Genomic DNA, 21,560 nt, shown 5'->3' on the forward strand with positions numbered 1-21,560 from the left:
ATCCTCACAAATCAAAATCAATTGACGTGTGATTACCCGGGTTTTTTCTTGTTACCGGATTACCGAAGGCATCAATTCTTTGACCTGTCGCGCTTTTAAACTCAACATGTGGACCAGCACTTCCTGGCGCCCGCGAACTACCTTGTTTAATTGTCACACGAGAAATGCCATTCTCGTCAAGATATTTGAGAGGGCCACCATCAGTCTGAGCAGGCTTCCAACCTTGGCCTTCCGCATATTGCCTCAACTCACTAGCTTTTGGCGTTCGACCGGCTTCAAAAAACTTATTAATGCTTTTTGCACCAACACCGGATGCAGCCTTACCAGCCGCCACTTTGGCAAGAACCGCCTCAACGACGACCTTGGCGCCCTTACCTGCTGGCATCACCAGCATAGCAGCATCAAGCTCGGGCGCTATGGTTGTAATCCCTTTGCCTGCCAAATCTGACAAACGCTGGGTAGCCGATTTTATACCTGACTCAGTACTGGACAACGCACCCATTTCTTTCGAATGCGCGCTGGTTTGCTCCTGGCCGTATTGCCGCCATTGCTCATACACCACGCCTTGACCATGCAAGACTGACGCATTGAACAGGGTTGAGTCATTGAACTGTTTTTCGGTTGCTCTGAACGCGAAGACTTTCTCGCCATTGGCAACAATTTGGCTTCCATCTCCCCACTTCAGAGGGATTTTCTGTGCCGCCAGTTGCCCAATAATCCCTTTGGCAATATTCAGGTCATCGATAAAATTTCGGGACTGCGGATCATTGCCTGTGGACTGCGCAACCAAACCGCTCAAACGGGCTTCATCAGCAGCATCCAGGGCGCCACCCGCAGCAATCATCAACAAATCCAGCCAAAGGGCACTGGATCTTGGCGCTCCCAGGGTTTTGTAAAGCTCTTCGGCCTTTTTCTCCAGAACCGGAATTTCTTGTTGCTTATGCAGCTGCCTATTGAAGGCTTCCACACCAAACCCTGCCCCACCTGCCACCACAGCCTCGCCGGGCCCACTTCCAGCCCCCGCAGAGGCTCCAACGCCTGTCGCAATCAATGCAGCTATAGCATCTTGTTCCTGACGAGACAGCCCACTGTCTTTCAGCGCCTGACCCACCGATGGCATCAACGCCGCTGAGGCTCCAGCTCCCAGAGCACCCGCCTGCGCATTGCCGCTGGACAAACCTATTGCCGCACCCGCCAACGCATGCAGCAAGACACGAGCTGCACCGCCTTCATCCCAGGCTGCCTTTACTGCACTGTCCGTAGATTTATCTCTTTGCGCGGTAGCGAAATCACCGATTTTTTTAAAAATCTCACTGGATGATACGTTCGCAACAACACCCACAGCCGTACTGCCCGTTGCCCCTCCCAGGCCCGCCGCGATCAGGCCCGATGCAATATTGGCCATCAGCCGTTTATCGCCCCCGACCTGCCAACTCCTGGCGTCATCCAGCGCAAGCGCAGCCGCTTGTTGTTGCTCTGGGGTAGTTGCCTTATTGGCCTGTTTGGTTGCCGCATCAGCCTTGGCTTTGGCCACGCTATTAATTACGCTGCTGGACAGCTGCGCCGAGCTTTGAATCAGGTCGATGCGCGCTTGCATGGCCTTTTCATCAGGCCGATCCAGATGCTGATTGGCGTTGACAGTGTCGCGATTCAGCCCCACCAGGTCATTGCCGCCATCGGCGTTGCGCACGGTGATGGTGCCTTCACTGATGGCGCTTTGGGTTTTACTCTTCTCAGAGTCCTTGAGAAACACCGGCAGCGTGCCGCCAGCGACCGAGCGGGCATCCACCACGTCCCCTGCCAAGGCCCCGGAATAGCTCAAACTCCCGGCCTGACTTGTTATGTCGCTTTTATTTTTGATGTCACTGACCAACAGGCGATCAGTGCTGAGATGGTTTTTGTCAGCCGGCGCATCGCTGGCAATCACGGCGCCTAGAAGCGCGGTGGTTTTTCCGACGTTGATGTCGTAACCACCTGTGCCCGCAGACAGGCCCGTCTGATCGGTCACAGCCTGATAATCGCTGTTCATTTTGCTGCCAGCGATATTGGCCGAAGCGGATACCGGAGCGCCCACACAAAACGGGGGCACACAAATGCTCCCGCCCACGCCACCGCTGGTTTGCCTGTTCTTCTGGCGGGCTTCACCCTGACGTGAAGCCATGCTCAGATTGCCACTGATATCAGCCTTGATGACATCCGCCCGCACTTGAGCACCGGCCAACGCAGTGTCCTGGCCGCTTTTGAGCACCAGCAGTCCAGTGTCTAACGTGCTGTTGACCTGGCTGACTTCCCGCCCTTTACCCATGCCCTTGGCCAGTTGTGCGCCAAGGTCGAGGGTGAAACCCGTTTGTTCACCCACATTGAAGCTGACACCCATACTGGTTTTGTCGTTTTTACTTTGGTTGTCCCAGCTTTTCCGGTCTTGGGCGCTTTCCAGGGTGATGTCATGCTCTGCCCGCAACAGGGTGTCTCTAGCCTTGAGGCTGCTGCCAATGACATGAATATCGCCCTGGGTGTCGGGGGCATTGCCTGTTGCCACAATGGCCAGACTGCCGCCACTGTTGAGGGTGGATTGCCTGGCTGTTTCAGCGTTGTACTCACTGCTGCTTTTCTTGTTAGTGGAGCCCAGTTCGGTACCGATTTTTATCAGCGCGCCACCGCTATTGGCTGGCTTACCTTCTGACACATTCGCGGCACTGGCATCCATATTGCCTGCGGCGTTGTAAGCAGACAGCAACGCCTGCGCGCCCTTGACTGCCTTGAGACGGCTGTCGTCAGCCTGCTGCGAAGCCCGCACGTCGTTACGAATGCTGGTGACCGTATCGACCACCATGCCACCCACTACCCGCCCCACACCCATACTCCTGGAGCTGTCTCGAGTGGTCTGGTACGCGGTTTCAGTACCCGCGGCGATGGTGACATTGGAACCGCTCAGGCCCATGTCCTGGGTACTGACCAAGTCACTGGCTATCACCTTCAACTCACGACCCGCAGTCAGGATCACGTCACCGACGCTGGAGCCCAGGGTGCTGCCCTGCAAGGTGCTCTCCTGTGCAGTGCCGTTGTGCTTTTGGCCACTGTTGGAAAGATGCAGGTTGCCGCTAATATCGTCCAACCCAAGGTTGTTCCCGGTCAGCACACCTGTGAGGTCGCGCTTTTTCTCCTTGCGCATCTCAGTTCGCGAAAACGTGTTGATTGCCGCATCAACAGTCAGGTCACGCCCGGCTTGAACAGTAAGGTCATCGGTGCTGACCAGCGCCGAACCCGTGACTTTTACGTCTCGCCTGGCAGCCACATTGACCGTGTCACCCGAGACAATGCTTCCTACAGCTGTCGTGCTGGCTTCACTGACCTGACGCTTGGCCTTGCTCGAGTTCAGGCCACCCCAACTGCTTTTACTTTGACTGTTCTCGTGGCGCACACTGCTGGAATCACTGGCGGCGAGGATCTGAATATCGTTGCCCGCAAGCAGCTTGGCAGCACCTTGCCTGGCATTGACCGCACTGCCCTGCATGAGCAGGTCATCACCCGCCACAAGGGTGCTGTTACCCCCCGAGTTGACCAGACTGCCAACGTTAGTGAGAGTGTCAGTTTCGTTCAGGCGGAAGGATTTTCCGGACGAGCTTTTTTTGCTCTTGCTATAGAAGCTGTAATCCAGCTCCTCTGCGGACTTGAGCTCAAGGCTTGCGCCAGCCACCAGGTATGCTTCACCGCCCGCCTCCACCCGACTGCCAATTACCGCCATATCCTGCCCGGCACTCAGCGTCACATCGCCACCGGCCTTGACCACGCTCGAGACCTGACTGACGCGATCGTCCCGGGTTTTGACTTTTTTGGTGTTGAGCGCGCTGTGCTGCTCGTTTGCAGCCGAGGCCAGGGTCAGGTCGCCCGATGCGGCCATGGCCAGGTCGCGGGTGGCTGCAATCTGGCTGGCGATAGCGCTGATATCCCGCGCGGCAACAATCTGGAAGTCGCGACCCGCTTCAATGACAGAGCCATATTGGGTGACGCTCTCGCCACGCGACAGTGTGCCGGCAACCTGGCTGTTGCGTTGTTCTGTGGCAATAAGGTTGACGTCACGACCTGCCTTAATGGTGGTGTCTGCGCCGCTTTTGATTACGCTACCAACACTGTGGACGTCGCGGCCCGCGTGCAGAGACAGGTTGTTCGCCGCTTCAATGCGAGCGGCGCTGTCCATGAAGTCGGTGCGTTCGCTGCGATAGCCGTTGCTGCTGTTATGACGGATAACGGTGCGCTCATTGAGTAGATCACCCTTGCTGGCCGTTAGGCTGATATCGCGCCCGGCAAGGATGCCGCCCGCCTTGTTGCTCAGGTTATTGCCCGTCAGCAGGTCGAGGCGGTTGCCGGCGTCGATCAGGCCGCTGTTGATCAGGTGGTTACCTGCGTTGGCTGACAGGTTTTCTGTGGCCCGCAAGGTGCCGACGTTTTTGAGGTCTTGACCTGTGATCAGGTTGACGTTGTTTCCGGCAATCAATGCGCCATTAGGGGCCAGGCGTTTGTTCGCCTGGGCCATGTACAACACCGGAACCAGCACTTGCTGGTTGTTGATCGTGGTGCTTTCCAACCAGACGATATCGTGGGTCAGGGCCGCGATCTGTTCGCTTGTCAGGGTGATACCCACCGAGAGGTTGAGCGCCTGCTTGCTGGCGACAGCATTGTCCATCAGGTATTTAAACGTCGCCGCATCGCTGGTTTGGCCGTCGATAAAACGCTGGCCAGTACGGGCGGTGAGGGCTTGCTGAATCAGGCGCTGTTCATAAAAGCCGTCACCCAGGCGCTTCTGGCTTTGGTCCGGCTCGTAACCCAACTTCGCCAGCAGGTAGTCCGAGCCCATAAATTGTTTGAGGTGGGTCAGAGCCGGGTTGGTTTCGATCAGGTATTTGTGCGGGCTGGTTACAACGTTTGTGTCAGGCAAGCCCTGAACACGGTTGATGGTCAGGCCGTCAATCGCTGTTGCAGAACCTGCTGCACCTGAGAGGTCGACCGGTAGGGAGGGAGAGTGAACGGCCGACACAGTGCTGCTGCCCTGCCCGCTCAGGCGAAACAGACCGTTCTGGTCCTCAGGCAAGCTGAAGCCGGGCAGCTCTACCGGGTTCACTTGTTGCTGGGCCACATCCGCTGGCAATTGGGCGTTGATGTGGATCGGTGTGGAGTAGCCACTTCCCGCGCCCGTGTCGGTTGGCGTACGGCCGGCAGCGACATAACCGTAGTACGGCCGGATCACGCTGTTGTTAAGGCTTTGCCCGGCACTGAGGTTGACGTCGCCCCCGGCTTGGATCACCGCGTCATGGGCCTGCCCGTCGATGTTTTGGGTGCGGGTGGTGTGCGATAGCTTGCCACCGCCCAGCAGGCCAATAAAGTAACTCAGGTCAGACTCAACGGTGGCCGAGGGTGTGGGGCTGTTTTTGGCATTGAAATTGGCAGCCGCCGGGATGGCCGCAAAAATCTGTGTGACATAGTTCCAGTACGTGCGGGTGGTGGTGATCTCCTGCCCTTGCACGCCCAGGTTGTTAAGGGTCTCTGCGGTGGCCGTCACGTTGCCTGTGGCGGCAATGGTGCTGCTGTGGTTATTGAGCGTCCCGGCGTGGATCTGGAGGTCCGCGCCACTGCCCAAGAGCGAAGCCGCTGTGCTTCGGGTAACGTTCAGGCGATCGGTTTCATCGATTTGCCACAGGCCGTTTCGCCGCCCTTTACGACGAAAGTCACACCCGGCACCAGGTATCAAGTTGCAATCGAGCTCAGTGATGGTCACCGAGCTTTTTTCCTGGGCCGTGTATTCCAGCACATCCCGCACGTTATTCACGGTCATGGCGCGGATGCTCAGGTTCTGCGCGCTTTCCACCGTGCCGGAGCGGTTATCCAGCAAATCGGCCTGGTTGTGATCTGTATCTTTGGCGATCAGCACATCGCCCAGGCCATAGACCGTCGCATAGGCATTGGTGAAGGTGGTGGTCAGCAGCTGCATGTCACCGCCGCTGAAAATCAGACCATCGCGATTGAGTGCTGTGTCGGCAGTGAGCACAAGGTTCGCGCCAGCCCCCAGTGTGCCGGTGTTGGACACCTCATTGGCAATGAGGTTGAGGTCGGTCGCAGACGTCATCCGCCCGGCGTTGTTCAACTGTCCTGCCACTGTGACCCGGGTGCCGTCACCACCGGCCAGGGTGGCGGTTTCGCTGAAGTGCAGTTGCGCGGCGCGCAGATCCAGGGATCCGAGGCTGCTCAGCCGACCACTGGCCGAATAAGTACCCTCCAGGTTGATACTCAGAGTGCCGTCACTGGCGAGCAAACCGTTGTTGGACCAGTTCCCGCCTGCGCCAACAAAACTGTTGGATGCCAGTAACTGGCCGCCCGCAACTTGATTGAGGCTGTTGACGTTGACTGTCAGGCGCGCGGCCTGAATCACGCTGCTGTTGGTCCAGCTGTCCTGGTTGAGGGTCAGGCCACCTCGACTCACCAGACTGCCGCCAACGTTGTCGAGGATCGACGGATCAATGGCGAAAGTGCCGCTGCCGGAATGCAGTACCTTGCCACCCGCGTTCTGGAAGCTGCCCGCGAGTAACGTCAACTCAGTATTGGCGCTTTCCAGGGTGCCATTGCGGTTGTCCAGCAGCCCGCCAATCTGGAACAAGGTATCGCCGCTGGTACCCAGCGTACGCAACTGCCCCGTCCGGTTATCCACGCTGGCGGCGCTGACACTCAGGGTTCCTGTGCTTTCGATAAGGCCTTTATGGTTATTCAGGGCGTCGCTCAGATCGAGGCTGACGTGCTCTGCTGCCACACGCCCACCTGTTTCGCCGCTGTTGTCGAAGGCGTTGCCGGTTATTGTCAGCAGACGCTTGACGTAGAGATTGCCGTCGCGATTGTCAAAAGCGTCGGTGGTCACGAGGGCATCGCCCACTTGCGCTGAGATTTTCCCGCCGACGTTATCGATACTGCCCGCGATCAGATTCAGACGCTGGCCCTGGATGATCCCTGCCACACCGTTGCGCAGTACACCGACTACGCGAGCATTGAGGGCTTGCTTGAGGCTGCCAAGCTCACCACCACGGTTATCCAGGTTGGCGGCCTTGATCGCCAAATCACCGTTTTGGGCAATCAGTTTGCCACCCTGATTGTCGATATTTTCAGTAATGTCCAGTTCTAAGCCGGTCTTGCCTTGCACCTTGCCCTTGGCGTTGTCCAGCCGGCTAGCGGTAAGTTTGAGGTCGCCGTCCTGGCTGTAGATCAGGCCGTCATTGCTGTTTTGCACCAGGCCACTGACGCTAATGTCCAACTTGCCATCTGCCGCGACTGTGCCGCGATTGCGGTTGTCCAGGCCAGCGGTCATCAGGCTCAGCACGCTTCTGCTGACCAGCTCACCGCCCTGGTTGTCGATCTGCGCCGCCCGCTGGATCAATAGCGGGCCACCGCTGGACAGCTTGCCGCGGGTGTTGGTCAAGGTGCCAGGCAGGTCGAGGGTTGTGGCGGCGGCACCTTTGATACTGCCAGCACTGTTGTCGAGATCACGCGCACTCAGATACAGAGCCGCACCACTGTCAATCACCCCGCCCTCGGCGTTGTTCAGCCAACCACTGACATCAAGGCTTTGGGCGCCAGCACTGGTTATATTGCCCTGAGCGCTGTTGTCCAGGTTGGCCGCTGTGACGGTCAGGTTTTTTTGGCTGACCAGAATACCTGTACCGCTATTGAGAAGGCTGGAGCTGAGATGGGCATCAAGGTTGCCGTAAAGGCTGGACAGTTTGCCGCTGTTGCGATTGTCGAGCGTTGTACCGGTGGCATTCAAACCCTGCCAGCCGGAGATCAGCCCGCCCTGATTGAGCAGGTTGTCGCCATTGATGTCCAAAAGGTTATTGCTGATCAGCTTGCCGCCCGTATTATCAAGGTTGCGGACACTCAGGCGGAGGGTTTGCGTAGTGGAAATCTCACCGCCACGGTTGTTCAGGTCTCGCAGGTGCTTGAGGGCCAAAGGGCCTGCTGTGGTGATCAGGCCACCCATATTGTTGAGATCGCCTGTGGCAGTACCCAAGTCGAGCGTGATGGCCTTGCCCTGCAGCGAACCCTTTTCGTTGTTCAACCCACCACTGCTGATAGCAAGTTGGCCAGCGCTGGAAATGCTGCCCTGGTGGTTGGACAACTCAGTCGCAGAGAGGCTTAACCCGCCTTCACTGCTGATCAGGCCCAAGGTGTTTGCCACGCCGGCACTAAGCTCAAGACGGCTGTGTTTTTCGCTGGTAAGCCTGCCGCCCGTGTTGTCCAGACGAAAACCCGTCAACGACAAACCAGCCTGGCTCGACACTTCGCCTTCACGGTTATCGATATCGGCCACATCAAGCGTCAGCCCTTGAGCGCCGCCGACCAGGCCTTTATGACGGTTGTCCAGGGTATTACTACTCAGTTGGACGGCACCTTGGCCGATCAGTTGACCTTGCTGGTTGTTTAGATCCTGCACTTGAACCTTGAGGTTCTGCTTGCCGGAAATCCGGCCGCTGCTGTTATCGAGGCGGGTTGCAGTTACGCTTGCGTTGCCGTCGGCTATCACTACGCCACTGCGGTTCTGCAATGTGCCATCAACGGCCAGGCGCATCTCACCCTGACTGCTGAGCATGCCAGTGCGGTTGTCCAGGCTGCCGATCCGGGCGTCGATGCTGCTGGCTGAAACCAGACCTTGGCTGTTAAGTAACCGATCAGTTTTGAGGTCGAGACTGGCGCTACTCAGAATCCGCCCTTTGTTCTGGTTATCCAGAGTGTCTGCACGGATGCTGGCGGCCTGTTTGGCGCTCAGCGTGCCCCCCTGATTGCTCAGGATTTGGGCGCTAGCTGTCAGGTGACGACTGGCAATGATGCTGGCGTGTGTGTTCGCAAGCGTTTTTGCGGCGATGTACACATCGCCATGACTGTTGCGGGAATGGTCGGCATTGACCCCTGCCTCGATAATGCCGTGATTGGTCAACTGCGCGCCGCTGGAGAGCTTTATGCTGTCACGTGCGATAAGGTTTTTACGGCTGCTCAGGTTGCCTTGAGCCTGCATATCCAGTGTGCTGCCAGCATAGATCGCCTCTTGGGCATCGAGACTTCCAGCCTTGCCTGTGATCGCACTGCTGGCCGTGACTTGAGCCATACGCAAATGCCCATTGGCATCGAGCTGTATATCCCCGCCACTGGCCGCCAGCGTTCCGTCCAGCTTGACCCCGACACCGGCCTCGGTACCCACCAGCCTGATGGCGCCCGCATACATTCCGCCCAAGGCGCTGGAGTCAATTGCCAACTGCGGCTTGGCGCTGCCGTCATCCGCGCGCGCAGTGGCGTGCAGGGTCCGGGCATTGACGTCGTTGCGACCGGCAATCACCGTCAAGTGACGCGCATTGATCTGGGCGTTGATCTTCGCCGAGCGGGTGATGATGTCGAAGCGATCGATATTACTGGCGTTCAAACCCTGACCGTCAATGGTCACCGTACCGCCATCAACCTGATAACGATCCAGACGACCATTATCAAACAGAGGTTTGCCCGTGCTAAGCGTGACACTGGGAGTATTGATAAAACCGCAGCCATTACAGGTAATACCGTAGGGGTTGGCCACGATCACCTTGGCCGACTGCCCCGCCACTTCGGTATAACCGCGCAACTGGCTGGGACTGCCGCCGTTGACTTCGTTGAGAATGATATGGGCGGCGTTGCCCTGCAGGTTCGGGTTGCCTAGGATGATGCCGCCCAGTTGGGTCGACTGGGTACGGTCAATGCCGTTGTTGAGGATCAGGCCATTGGCACCGACGTTGTAGTCATTGAACTGGTTATGCGACAGACCGCTGCCATTGGGTGCAGCAATATTGACGATCGGAACGCCATTACCCGCCGCTCCCAGGCTGGTGCCTGGCCCGCTGACAACGATGCCTTCGGCCTGCACCAGCAGTGGTTGCCAGAACAGCGCATTGGCCAAAATAAAGGCCAGGCCACGTTTAGGCATGCCCAGGAAAGATTCCCGGGCATGCAGTGCTGCTGAAGACTGGCGGGCCAAGAAGGCTGAATGCCGATCATCCCTGTCGGTTTCTGGGGATAACAAACCCAGCTTGGCCAGGCTGCCCGGTACAACCGGAAATAAAGACCTCATCCCGAGATAACATCCAAACATGCTTACTCCATCCGTGATTCGCCAAACTTGATGAGTGAGGCAAAGTCTTTTCAACGAGACAATTCGCAGGCAAAAGCCTTGGCGCGTCTCCGGGTGGGGTAAGTCTTGGATATGTTTGAATGAAAAGAGTTAGGACGCTTCCGATATCAATAGCGAAACGTCTCTTCAGAGCAGCTGACTGTCACTGCCATAAATTTGATCTGTAGTAGCACGCCCTAGGGTTTGAGCCAGATATGCGCCGCAATAAATGCGAAACATATCTGGCCCTACTCTGCTTCAGATCACTGCAGTGATATTGCGTAAACCCGCAGATCAGAAACGATAGGTGATCGAAGTACCAAAACCGCTCGCGCTGTTTTTGTAGGTAGAGCTGTACGCGCCCTTGGAAGCCGAGCTGTCGTTGACCTTGGTACTGTCTTCCCACAGGTAGGAGTACGCCAGGTCGATCGTCATGTTACTCACCGGCGTCCAGCCAGCGCCGAAGCTGATGGCGGTACGGTCACCGGTGGGGATACGCGGCGAACGGTTGCTGTTGTTGGTCGGCGACTCATCGACTGACAAGCCCGTGCGCAACACCCATTGCGGATTCAACTGATACGCGACGCCAATGGCGTGGGCCCAGGTGTCGTGCCAGTTCTGCTCCTCGGTAATGGTGCTCAACGAGCCGCCAAGACGCGGGCTGACATCACTGTTCTGAGCGGTAATGTCCTTGAGGCGGCTCCAGCGGGTCCAGGTGCTCCCCGCATACAGAGTCCAGTCATCATTGAGCTGGTGAGTGACCGAGAAGTCCACGGACTCCGGCGTGTCCAGGTCCAGCTTGGCATCGTAGCTCTGGCCGCTGAGGCCCAGCAGGCTGAAGGTACCGCCAGTGACCTTGGTAGTGCCCTTGAGGTTGTAACTGACCTTGGAGTGATACGTCAGGCCCACACGGGTGCTGTCAGTGGCCTGTACCAGGATACCGGCGTTGAAACCGATGGCCGTGTCATCGCCGCTGATCTTCACCTTGCCGTCGTTACTGCCCGGGGTAAGGGCATTTGGCACTTGTGAAGTCAGTTCACCGTCAATGCGGTTGATGGTCGGACCAAACCCGATCGACACCTTGTCATTGAAGGCATAGCTGACCGTAGGCTGGAACGTCATGACTTGAATCTTGCTTTTATTGGCGAAGTAGCGGCCGGCGAAACCACTGCCATAGTCCGTAATCAAACCAAACGGCACATAGAAACCGACACCGAAAGCCCAGTGTTCATCAATCGGCTTGACGTAATAACCCATTGGCACCGCAGTCAACGGCACCATATCGCCGTCTTCCTTGCCGCCAAAGGTACTGCGGGTATGGCTGATATCGGTTTTCGCCACGAGCAAGGCAGCACCTGCACTCACCTGCTCCTGTTTCAGGCGCGCCATGCCGGCAGGGTTGCCGTAAACGGTACTGGCATCATCCGCGGAGGACGATCGACCGGCGAAACCGGTGCCCATACCGCTGATACTTTGTTCATTGATTGCAAGACCGCTGGCAAGTAGCTGAGACGACGCAAGTGCAACGGCAAGACCGAGGGTGGTCTTGAAGAATAGTTTTTTCATTATTAGAGGTCCAGTGATCAACGGGGCGCAAACTACCAATATTCCTGATCCGTTGCCAGAGCCTGTTATATAGAAATCAATTGCCTTGTAGGACAATACAACAAGAGCGCGCCGTTATTCAGCGGGCGAATACCCGCTGATGGGCAGAGCTGATCAACTGATTGATTTCGCTAACATATTAAAGCGCTAAAGATCATTAAACATGATGCACTAAACATGAAATCGCAATCTGCTGTCCGGGAGCTGATGGCGCCGGACTTGAGTGAAGTGGGCCGCTGGCGGGGCAAGTGCGCTTTTCTTGAAAGAGCTGTGAACTTTAAATAAACCCATATTCAACGTCTCAATCAAACAGGCCAGGGAATAGCAAACGGTTGGGCATTTAATAGATCAATACGCTGTGTCGGGCGCACATCATTTTCAGCCCGCGGCTTCAGAAGAGCGATTCAGCATCCCCGAATAAAACGCCAGAAACGAAAAAAGGACCCGAAGGTCCTTTGTTCTGCCCTTGCGAATCCGATTGAATTCACTGGGCCATGTTTGGAGCGGGAAACGAGACTCGAACTCGCGACCCCGACCTTGGCAAGGTCGTGCTCTACCAACTGAGCTATTCCCGCTTGGTGATGCGCATTCTATAGAAATCTAATAACGCGTCAAGCCTTTGTTTTAAAAAGTTTTATTTATTTTACCGAGGTGGTCTTCAGATGCGGCCAGGCAGCCCGCAAATACTGGAGCATCGACCACAGGGTCAAGCCGGCAGCTACCAACAGCAACCCGTACCCTACCAATACCCAGAAGCTGAAGTCCGACGGATTGGCCAGCAGTATGACCAGAGCGAGCATTTGCGCTGCGGTTTTCCATTTGCCCATGTTCGAGACCGCTACCTGGGCCCGTGCCCCCAGCTCCGCCATCCACTCGCGCAACGCGGAGATGACGATCTCACGGCCAATAATCACCGCCGCCGGCAAGGTCAGCCACACGTTGTGATGCTCTTGCACCAGCAACACCAAAGCCACAGCCACCATCAACTTGTCGGCCACCGGATCCAGAAAGGCACCAAAAGGCGTGCTCTGCTCCAGCCGGCGGGCCAGGTAGCCGTCAAGCCAGTCGGTCGCCGCCGCAAAGGCGAAGACTGAGCTGGCGGCTGCATAACTCCAGCTGTAAGGCAGGTAAAACAACAAAATGAAGAAAGGAATAAGTAGAACGCGTAGTACGGTGATCAAATTAGGGATATTCATCGGCACAACTGGCTACGAGGTGAGGTGGCATTCTACTCGCTGTGCAGGTTTGCATAAATCAACTCAGCGAGCTTTTTACTGATCCCGGGTGCTTTGGCGATCTCCTCGATGCTTGCACGAGATAGCTCCTGTAAGCCACCAAAATGTTTCAATAAATCTCGGCGGCGGGTCGGCCCTACCCCTGCAATGCCTTCCAGCGTTGAGGTTCGACGGGTTTTTCCGCGTCGCGCCCGGTGCCCGGTAATTGCAAAGCGGTGGGCCTCGTCACGGATTTGCTGGATCAGATGCAAGGCCGGCGAGTCACCCTTGAGGGTGAATTCATGGGCCGCATCATTCAGGTAAAGCGTTTCAAAACCGGCCTTGCGCGTCGTACCTTTGGCCACGCCAAGCAAAATCAGGTCGGGTACTGCCAATTCATTCAGCACATCACGGGCCATCGACATCTGCCCCTTGCCACCGTCGACCAGAAGAATGTCCGGCAGTTTGCCCTCTCCCTCCTTGAGTCGACTGAAGCGCCGCATCAGTGCCTGGTGCATGGCGGCATAGTCGTCGCCTGGCGTGACACCTTCAATGTTAAAGCGCCGGTAGTCGGACTTGATCGGCCCCTCGGGGCCAAACACCACGCAGGACGCCACAGTGGCCTCGCCGCTGGAGTGGCTGATGTCATAGCACTCCAGGCGCTGCGGAATCTCGTCGAGTTTCAATACCTGGGCCAAGGCTTCAAAACGCGCCGCCACATGCAGGCGATTGGTCAGGCGGGCCATCAGCGCTTGCTCGGCATTGGTGACCGCCAACTGCTGCCAGCGTGCCCGGGTGCCGCGCACACGATAGCTGATCGCCAGCTCTCGGCCACGCAGCTCGGCGATTGCATCGATAATCGCCCCGAAGCTCTCATGCTCCACGTTGACGATCAACTCGCTGGGCAGGTCGCGCTCGGGGCTGCTGATGTAGTACTGGCCAAGAAAGGCCGCCATGACTTCGGCGACATCTTCCTCAATACCTACCTGAGGGAAAAAATTCTTGCTGCCCAGCACACGCCCGCCGCGCACGTTGATCAGGTGCACACAGGCGCCGCCCGGGTTGACGAAAGCGGCAATCACGTCCACGTCGCCGTTACCGCCCTCCATGCTTTGCTGGTCCTGAACCCGGCGCAGCAAGGAAATCTGGTCACGCACCTCAGCGGCACGCTCGAAGTCCAGCGTGCTGGCAGCCTGTTCCATGGCTGCGTTCAACTCATCGGTCAGGGCACTGCTACGCCCTTCAAGGAACATGATCGAATGGCGTACGTCCTCGGCATATTCCAGCGGGTCAACAAGGCCGACGCAAGGCGCCTTGCAACGCTTGATCTGGTACTGCAAGCAAGGTCGCGTTCTGTTTTTGAAGTAGCTGTCGTCGCACTGACGCACCAGAAAAGTCTTCTGCAGGATACTCAGACTTTCACGGATGGCGCCGGCGCTGGGGTAAGGCCCGAAATACTTGCCTTTCAGTTTTTTGGCACCGCGGTGAATACTCAGCCGCGGGTATTGACCATCCGACAAAAACACATAGGGGTAGGACTTGTCGTCGCGCAACAGGATGTTGTACGGCGGACGCCACTCTTTGATAAGCGTCTGCTCAAGCAACAGCGCTTCGGTTTCGTTGGCGGTAATAGTGGTTTCAATTTGCGCGATACGCGCAACCAGTGCAGCCGTCTTGGGCGCCAGGCCGGTTTTGCGAAAATAGCTGGCCAGGCGTTTTTTCAGGTGCTTGGCCTTGCCCACATAGAGAAGCCGCGCATCGCTGTCGAACATGCGATACACGCCGGGTCGACCACTGCAGGTCGAAAGAAATGCACTTGCATCAAACACGTCTGTCATCTCTAACCAGCATCAACCATGCCGTGACGAACGGCCAGCAAGGCCAGCTCAACATCGCTCTTGACCGAGAGCTTCTCGTAAATACGGTAGCGATAGGTGTTTACCGTCTTGGGCGACAAACAAAGCTTGTCAGAAATAACCTGAACCTTCTGACAGCCAACAATCATCAGGGTGATCTGGATTTCGCGCTCGGACAAGGCATCGAAGGGAGAGTCGCTGGCAGGCTGAAAAGATTTGAGCGCCAGTTGCTGTGCCACTTGCGGACTGATATAGCGCTGGCCTGCGAACACCTGGCGAATTGCCTGAACCATTTCAGCCAGACCGGCACCTTTGGTCATGTAACCCGCCGCGCCTGCTTGCAGCAAGCGCGTAGGAAAAGGGTCTTCTTCACACACGGTCACAGCGACAACCTTGATATCCGGGTGGCTGCGCATCATCTTGCGAGTAGCCTCAAGACCACCAATGCCAGGCATTTTGACATCCATCAGGACCACATCCGGCTTCAATTCACGAGCCTTGAGCAACGACTCTTCGCCGGACTCGGCCTGACCGACCACCTGCAGACCTTCGATATCGGCCAGCATTCGTGTGATCCCTGTACGCACAAGATCGTGGTCATCGACCACTAGAACCCGAATCAAGTCGACACCTCGCAAATTGGTCTTGGTTGATTGCCGACACCTTAGCAAAAACTAAAGCACCAACCTATCGACTTGCGTCAACTATCCCTGCCAAAGCATTAAATCCTTTTAAACATTCATTCCTTGACGGGATCTACCTCCTTAGGATCACGGCGTTCCTTTGCCGCTTGAGGTGCCGATAATTCTGCCAGGGTAGTGGTGAGGCGGCGAATGGCGTCCTGATCCTCCTTGTGCAGCACCCTGTAACTGATCAGCACCTTCTCTTCAAGATGACTCAAATTATCGAGCAGGGTCGGGGTTGGACTGCCGGTCAACACGTAAAGCACGTCAACACCCCGGGCAGCAACGCGCGACAAGTAATCTGCCTTGGGTGCGCGGTCACCATTTTCATATTTGCCCTGGGCATTAGCCTCGACACCACCGATTTCGCCAAAAGTTTTTTGCGACAAACCTAGCCGCTCTCGCTCCTGCCGCAAGCGCAAACCAATTCCACTCATTTGGATGTAGGATCCCATTTTAAACACCCACAAGGATGGTATAATCGATAAATATTAAACAACTTTGAACGGTTTTGAACTATGACCGGAATTCGTACCGCTGCACAAGCCAAGGCATGGCTGGAACACCAGGGAAAGTCCGTTCAAGAGTTCGCTCGGGAACATGGCATAGACCCAGCTACCACTTATCAAGTGCTCGCCGGGCGCAAAAAGGGGAAACGTGGTGAAGCCCACAAGGTAGCGGTTCTTCTGGGCATGAAGGACGGGATCATTCCGTCCCAGGGCACGCATCTGACAGAAGCTAAGGATGATGAGTTAGCTTGAGTATGCGCCTAATCGGGCGACAGGCCCGATTTAGTGTTTATACTGGCTCAGAGGCCCGATTACAGGGCTCTGCGCCCTGCCCTGGCATTGCACACGTACAGGCCAATAGTGATCGTGGGAGTTCCAGATAGTATTTTCTTATTGAATCTGCCCGTTCGCCTCGCGTAAGCTGCAAACCATCAATCGGAGACCACCCATGTTGCATCACGCCACCACCGCCATCTGCATGACCACACGCCAATCGCGTCTGGCTGCTGCTGTGTGCGCGAACAACATGCACTCCACAGCACGATTTTATTTTGGGTATTGGTTTAGCCACTGGCGCGCCTGATACCCACACGGCGCCCACTACTTAGGGGTCGCCTGACAGAGAATTCTCACCCCCGGTCGGCTTCCCGACCGGGGGTTTTGTTTTTTTGGCCCCTGACATTTTCTTGAATTGAGGATTTACCCCATGAACTACGCCACTTATTACCGTTTCGACCTTTGCACTGCATGGCGATTTATCAGCCGCCGTTCGGGACAGCCTGCCGCCTCCGAACGGACCCACATTGGTGGCACGCACGTACTTACAGCCAGTCTGGCCAATTGTCGAACACCCCACTAGGGCTGAGCGCGCGGGACAACCCGCCGCCTGCCCAGGAAGCCCGAACCATGAACGCATCCGTATCCGCCCTGCCAACCGTACACGCCGTATCTGCCCCGGTGACGACCCGTCGCCTGCCCACGGCAGCACAACTCAAACAGCAACTGCCCCTCAGCGATGCCCTGAGCGTCCAGATCAGCAGCCAGCGCCAGGCCATTCGCGCCATCCTTGACGGTGAAGATTCCCGTTTACTGGTGGTGGTCGGCCCTTGCTCCATCCACGATCCCGTCGCCGCCCTGGAATACGCCAGCAACCTGGCTGCCCTCGCCCATGATGTGCGCGACGACATGCTGCTGGTAATGCGTGCTTACATTGAAAAACCGCGCACCACCGTGGGCTGGAAAGGCCTGGCCTACGACCCGCACCTGGACGGCAGCGATGACATGGCCCACGGCCTGACCCTTTCGCGCGAATTGATGCTGGAGATGCTGCGCATGGGCCTGCCGGTCGCCACCGAGCTGTTGCAACCCATCGCCGCCGGCTACTTCGACGACTTGCTGGGCTGGGTAGCTATTGGCGCCCGCACCACGGAATCGCAAATCCACCGCGAAATGGCCAGCGGGCTTGATTTGCCGGTGGGCTTCAAGAACGGCACCGACGGCGGCGTGGCCATTGCCTGCGACGCCATGCGCTCCGCCGCCCACAGCCATCGTCACTTCGGCGTCGACAGCCAGGGCCACCCGGCAATCGTCGAGACCCGTGGCAACCCCGACACCCATCTGGTGTTGCGCGGCGGCCACAGCGGTCCCAACTACGACCGCGCCAGCGTCGCCAAGGCGCGTGCAGGGCTTGAGAAGTCCGCCATCCCGGCCCGCATGATGGTCGATTGCAGCCACGCCAACAGTGGCAAAGACCCACTGCGCCAGCCGCAAGTCTTCAATGATGTGCTTGAACAACGTCTTGCCGGCGATCACTCGCTGATCGGCATGATGCTCGAAAGCCATCTGTTCGAAGGCTGCCAGTCCCTGGGTGCAAACATGCGCTACGGGGTCTCGGTGACCGATGGCTGCCTGGGCTGGGACGCGACCGAGCAACTGCTGCGTAACGCCGCACATCAGTTGCAAACACAGCGCCACACTGCCAAGGCCATCGCCTGACAGACGCGTTCGGCAAACCACAGCGCAACCAGGGACAATGCCTACGGTTGCGCGAAGCCGGTATCGACTAAGGTGTTTTTATGGTTAAAAAACACCTGGAAAATAGCCCATGGACGACTCAGCCAATACCAAGTATCCGATATTACTGGTACACGGCCTCTTCGGTTTCGGCCGCATAGGCCCATTCAACTACTTCAAAGGCATCAAGCAAGCGCTCGGCGGATCGGGCGCCCGGGTTTTCGTACCGATCATCTCGGCCGCCAACAACAACGAGACCCGGGGCGAGCAGCTGCTTGAATACATACGCGGGGTTTGCTCGCGCACCGGGGCAACACGGGTCAACCTGATCGGCCACAGCCAGGGTGCCCTGACAGCCCGCTATGCGGCAGCCGTGGCCCCCCTTCTGATCGCCTCCGTCACCTCCGTCAGCGGACCGAATCATGGCTCCGAAGCAGCAGACCGCTTGCGCCAGGCCTTCGTGCCCGGATCGCTCCCCGAAACCGTCGCCGCCGCCCTGACCACCTCGTTTTCCAGTTTCCTGTCCGCGATCACCGGCCACCGGCAATTACCGCAACACGCCCTTGAAGCCCTCAACGCGCTGACCACCGAAGGCGTTGCCGCCTTCAACCTGAAATACCCCCAGGGCCTGCCCGCCACATGGGGCGGCATGGGCCCCGAGCAGGTCAATGACGTTCTTTATTACTCATGGAGCGGCATCATCAAGGGCTCACGGTTGTCGGAGTCGCTAAATCTGCTCGACCCTCTACACAATGCCTGCCGCATCTTTGGCAGTTTCTTTACCCGCGAGAGCAAACAGAACGACGGGCTGGTCGGACGTTTCAGCTCGCATCTGGGCCATGTGATCGGCTCGGACTATGCAATGGACCACCTGGACACCATCAATCATCTGGCCAGAATGAACCGCACACGCATTGACCCTGTCGCCCATTACCTCGATCACGCCAGACGGCTAAAGGCAGCGGGAGCATAAGCCCACCGGCAAACCCGCAACGAAATATAGCTAAGCGCACTTTTTGCCGAGAAAAACCCTACTGAATCCGGTAGGCTCGGCACTTTCTTGAATGGAGTACACCCTCATGGCCAAAGCCACTGCCCGTCATATCCTGGTTGCCACCGAAGACAAGTGCAACGAACTGAAAGCCCAAATCGAAGGCGGCGCTGATTTCGCCGAAGTTGCCAAGGCCAATTCTTCTTGCCCGTCCAGCCGTCAGGGCGGCGATCTGGGCTCTTTCGGCCCGGGCCAAATGGTTAAAGAATTCGACACTGTCGTGTTCAGCGCGCCAATCAACGTGGTGCAAGGCCCGGTTAAAACCCAGTTTGGCTACCACCTGCTGGAAGTCACCAGCCGCCAGGACTGATCCTCTGCGCGCTGCGTGAAGACGGCCCGCCTTTTGGCGGGCCGTTTCGTTTGGGCAACGGCAAATCCCCGTGCTACGTTTCCTCATTCACGAATCCGTCGTGACTCATCCGAGGAATTGATCATGAGCCTTACAGGTAAAACTGCATTGGTTACCGGCTCCACCAGCGGCATCGGCCTGGGTATCGCATTGAGCCTGGCCAAGGCCGGAGCCAACCTGATCCTCAACGGTTTTGGCGATCCGGCCAAAGTGATTGCCGAAGTCGAACAGTTCGGCGTCAGGGTAGGTCACCACCCCGCAGATGTCAGCGACCCGGCGCAGATCGCCGACATGATCGATTATGCCGAGCGCGAATTCGGCGGCGTCGACATCCTGGTCAACAATGCAGGCATTCAGCATGTAGCCAGCGTCGAAGAGTTCCCGGTAGAGCGCTGGGATTCGATCATCGCCATCAACCTGTCCAGCGTGTTCCACAGCACCCGCCTCACCCTGCCCGGCATGCGCAAGCGCGGCTGGGGGCGCATCGTCAATATTGCCTCGGTTCATGGCCTGGTGGGCTCGGTCGGCAAGGCCGCCTATGTCGCCGCCAAGCACGGGGTAATCGGCTTGAGCAAAGTGGTGGGCCTGGAAACCGCCACCAGCAATATCACCTGCAACGCCATTTGCCCGGGCTGGGTGCTGACGCCGCTGGTGCAAAAACAGATTGATCAGCGCATCAGCCAGGGCATTGACCCCTATCAGGCGCAGCACGACCTGTTGGCCGAAAAACAACCTTCGCTGGAATTCGTCACCCCGCCGCAACTGGGCGAGCTGGTGCTGTTTTTATGCAGTGAGGCTGGCAGTCAGGTACGGGGCGCGGCATGGAATGTCGATGGTGGCTGGCTGGCGCAATAAGATCGCGCATTGCTGCACGCCCAATATGCAAAAATGCACAGCAACCCTGCACTTATCAGGGTTGTAATGGGCAAATTTGCACTGTTAGCATCGGTTATCGTTCACCCGTGAACCCCCTTAAAAATAATATAAAGCAGGGAGTTAGTGATGACTGCTCAGGTTTCCTCCTCACCGACACCGGATATCGCGCAGCTGCAAAGCACCGTTCTGGCCGAGGTCCGCAACCATATTGGCCACCTGACCCTGAACCGCCCAGGCGGACTCAATGCCATCAATCTTGAAATGGTCCGCAGCCTCCAGCAGCAACTCGATGCCTGGGTCGAAGACCCGCAAGTCAAGGCCGTGGTACTGCGTGGCGCGGGCGAAAAAGCCTTCTGCGCGGGCGGAGATATACGCTCGCTGTACGACAGCTATCAAAACAACGACACCCTGCATACCCTGTTCTTTGAAGAGGAATATGCCCTCGACCTGACCCTGCACCGCTACCCCAAACCCGTTGTGGCCTTGATGGACGGCTTCGTTCTCGGCGGCGGCATGGGCCTGGTGCAAGGCGCGGATCTGCGCCTGGTCACCGAGCGCAGCAAATTGGCGATGCCGGAAGTGGGCATCGGTTATTTTCCTGACGTTGGCGGTAGCTACTTCCTGACCCGAACGCCAGGTCAGTTGGGCACTTACCTGGGCGTCAGCGGGGTCCAAATCCGCGCTGCCGATGCCTTGTACTGCGGGCTTGCTGACGGCTATCTGGAAAGCACCGCACTGCCTGAACTGGACAAGGGTCTCGACAGCCTCAACTGGCAAAAATCCCCTATCGATGACCTGACCGCGCTGGTAGCCCGATTCGCGGTAACCGTATTGCCCGACCCACCGCTTGCCAGGTTGCGCCCGCTGATTGACAGCGTTTTCGCCCAGGTCGACATGCCACGGATTATCGCTCATCTGCGCGCTGTCATAGCCCCGGAAACTCGCGACTGGGCCAATGAAACCGCCGACCTGTTGCAAACCCGCTCGCCGCTGGCGATGGCCGTGACCCTTGAAATGCTGCGCCGTGGCCGAGCGCTGCCCCTTGAGCAGTGCTTCGCCCTGGAACTGCACCTGGATCGCCAGTGGTTTGATCGCGGCGACCTGATGGAAGGCGTGCGTGCATTGATTATCGACAAGGACAAGAAACCGCAGTGGAACCCGCCCAGCCTGGATGCACTGGATCCAGCCCATGTCGCCAGTTTCTTCACCGCATTCAACGCCAAGGGAGCCTGAGCC

The 21,560-nt window shown here is 57.4% G+C and carries 12 protein-coding genes and 1 tRNA gene; 6 read left to right on the top strand and 7 right to left on the bottom strand.

Annotated features, from left to right (window positions below):
- Positions 1–4 precede the first annotated feature (4 nt).
- From ACP7BE_RS05285 to ACP7BE_RS05315, 7 genes are all read right to left on the bottom strand, one after another.
- Positions 5–10,129 carry a hemagglutinin repeat-containing protein gene (locus ACP7BE_RS05285; protein WP_426105030.1) on the bottom strand — a complete coding sequence of 3,375 codons (10,125 nt, stop codon included), beginning with the start codon at positions 10,127–10,129 and terminating at the stop codon, positions 5–7.
- 333 nt (positions 10,130–10,462) lie between these two features.
- Positions 10,463–11,734, bottom strand: a complete 1,272-nt coding sequence (locus tag ACP7BE_RS05290; protein WP_095018457.1) for an OmpP1/FadL family transporter — start codon at positions 11,732–11,734, stop codon at positions 10,463–10,465.
- Positions 11,735–12,272: 538 nt separating this feature from the next.
- Positions 12,273–12,348: transfer RNA gene (locus ACP7BE_RS05295), tRNA-Gly, on the bottom strand.
- Between the two features lie 63 nt (positions 12,349–12,411).
- Positions 12,412–12,969, bottom strand: coding sequence for a CDP-diacylglycerol--glycerol-3-phosphate 3-phosphatidyltransferase (gene pgsA / locus ACP7BE_RS05300; protein WP_016781234.1), 558 nt, complete (start codon positions 12,967–12,969; stop codon positions 12,412–12,414).
- A 32-nt stretch (positions 12,970–13,001) separates the two neighbouring features.
- Complete coding sequence (gene uvrC, locus ACP7BE_RS05305) at positions 13,002–14,825, bottom strand: excinuclease ABC subunit UvrC (RefSeq protein ID WP_426105033.1); 1,824 nt, start codon at positions 14,823–14,825, stop codon at positions 13,002–13,004.
- 2 nt (positions 14,826–14,827) lie between these two features.
- Positions 14,828–15,466: a response regulator transcription factor GacA gene (gacA, locus tag ACP7BE_RS05310; protein ID WP_095000027.1), complete on the bottom strand. Its 639-nt coding sequence runs from the start codon at positions 15,464–15,466 to the stop codon at positions 14,828–14,830.
- Positions 15,467–15,582: 116 nt separating this feature from the next.
- Positions 15,583–15,963, bottom strand: a complete 381-nt coding sequence (locus ACP7BE_RS05315; RefSeq protein ID WP_095000026.1) for a helix-turn-helix domain-containing protein — start codon at positions 15,961–15,963, stop codon at positions 15,583–15,585.
- Positions 15,964–16,044: 81 nt separating this feature from the next.
- On the opposite strand from ACP7BE_RS05315, the gene ACP7BE_RS05320 reads away from it, so the two are divergent.
- From ACP7BE_RS05320 to ACP7BE_RS05345, 6 genes are all read left to right on the top strand, one after another.
- Positions 16,045–16,287, top strand: coding sequence for a DNA-binding protein (locus ACP7BE_RS05320; RefSeq protein ID WP_095018455.1), 243 nt, complete (start codon positions 16,045–16,047; stop codon positions 16,285–16,287).
- A gap of 654 nt (positions 16,288–16,941) precedes the next feature.
- Entirely contained in the window at positions 16,942–18,030 is a 1,089-nt protein-coding gene (locus tag ACP7BE_RS05325) for a 3-deoxy-7-phosphoheptulonate synthase (protein ID WP_150628488.1), read from the top strand.
- A gap of 109 nt (positions 18,031–18,139) precedes the next feature.
- A complete protein-coding gene (locus ACP7BE_RS05330) occupies positions 18,140–19,021 on the top strand; it encodes an esterase/lipase family protein (protein ID WP_095000024.1) in 882 nt (293 codons plus the stop codon).
- 106 nt (positions 19,022–19,127) lie between these two features.
- Complete coding sequence (locus ACP7BE_RS05335) at positions 19,128–19,409, top strand: peptidylprolyl isomerase (protein ID WP_016781241.1); 282 nt, start codon at positions 19,128–19,130, stop codon at positions 19,407–19,409.
- A gap of 123 nt (positions 19,410–19,532) precedes the next feature.
- On the top strand, positions 19,533–20,303 hold the full coding sequence (locus ACP7BE_RS05340; protein ID WP_153326651.1) for a 3-hydroxybutyrate dehydrogenase: 771 nt from the start codon (positions 19,533–19,535) through the stop codon (positions 20,301–20,303).
- Between the two features lie 147 nt (positions 20,304–20,450).
- Positions 20,451–21,557: an enoyl-CoA hydratase/isomerase family protein gene (locus ACP7BE_RS05345; RefSeq protein WP_095000023.1), complete on the top strand. Its 1,107-nt coding sequence runs from the start codon at positions 20,451–20,453 to the stop codon at positions 21,555–21,557.
- The last annotated feature ends 3 nt before the right edge of the window (positions 21,558–21,560 follow it).

The sequence above is a fragment of the Pseudomonas sp. TWR1-1-3 genome (assembly GCF_049896805.1).
Classification (GTDB): domain Bacteria; phylum Pseudomonadota; class Gammaproteobacteria; order Pseudomonadales; family Pseudomonadaceae; genus Aquipseudomonas; species Aquipseudomonas bubulae.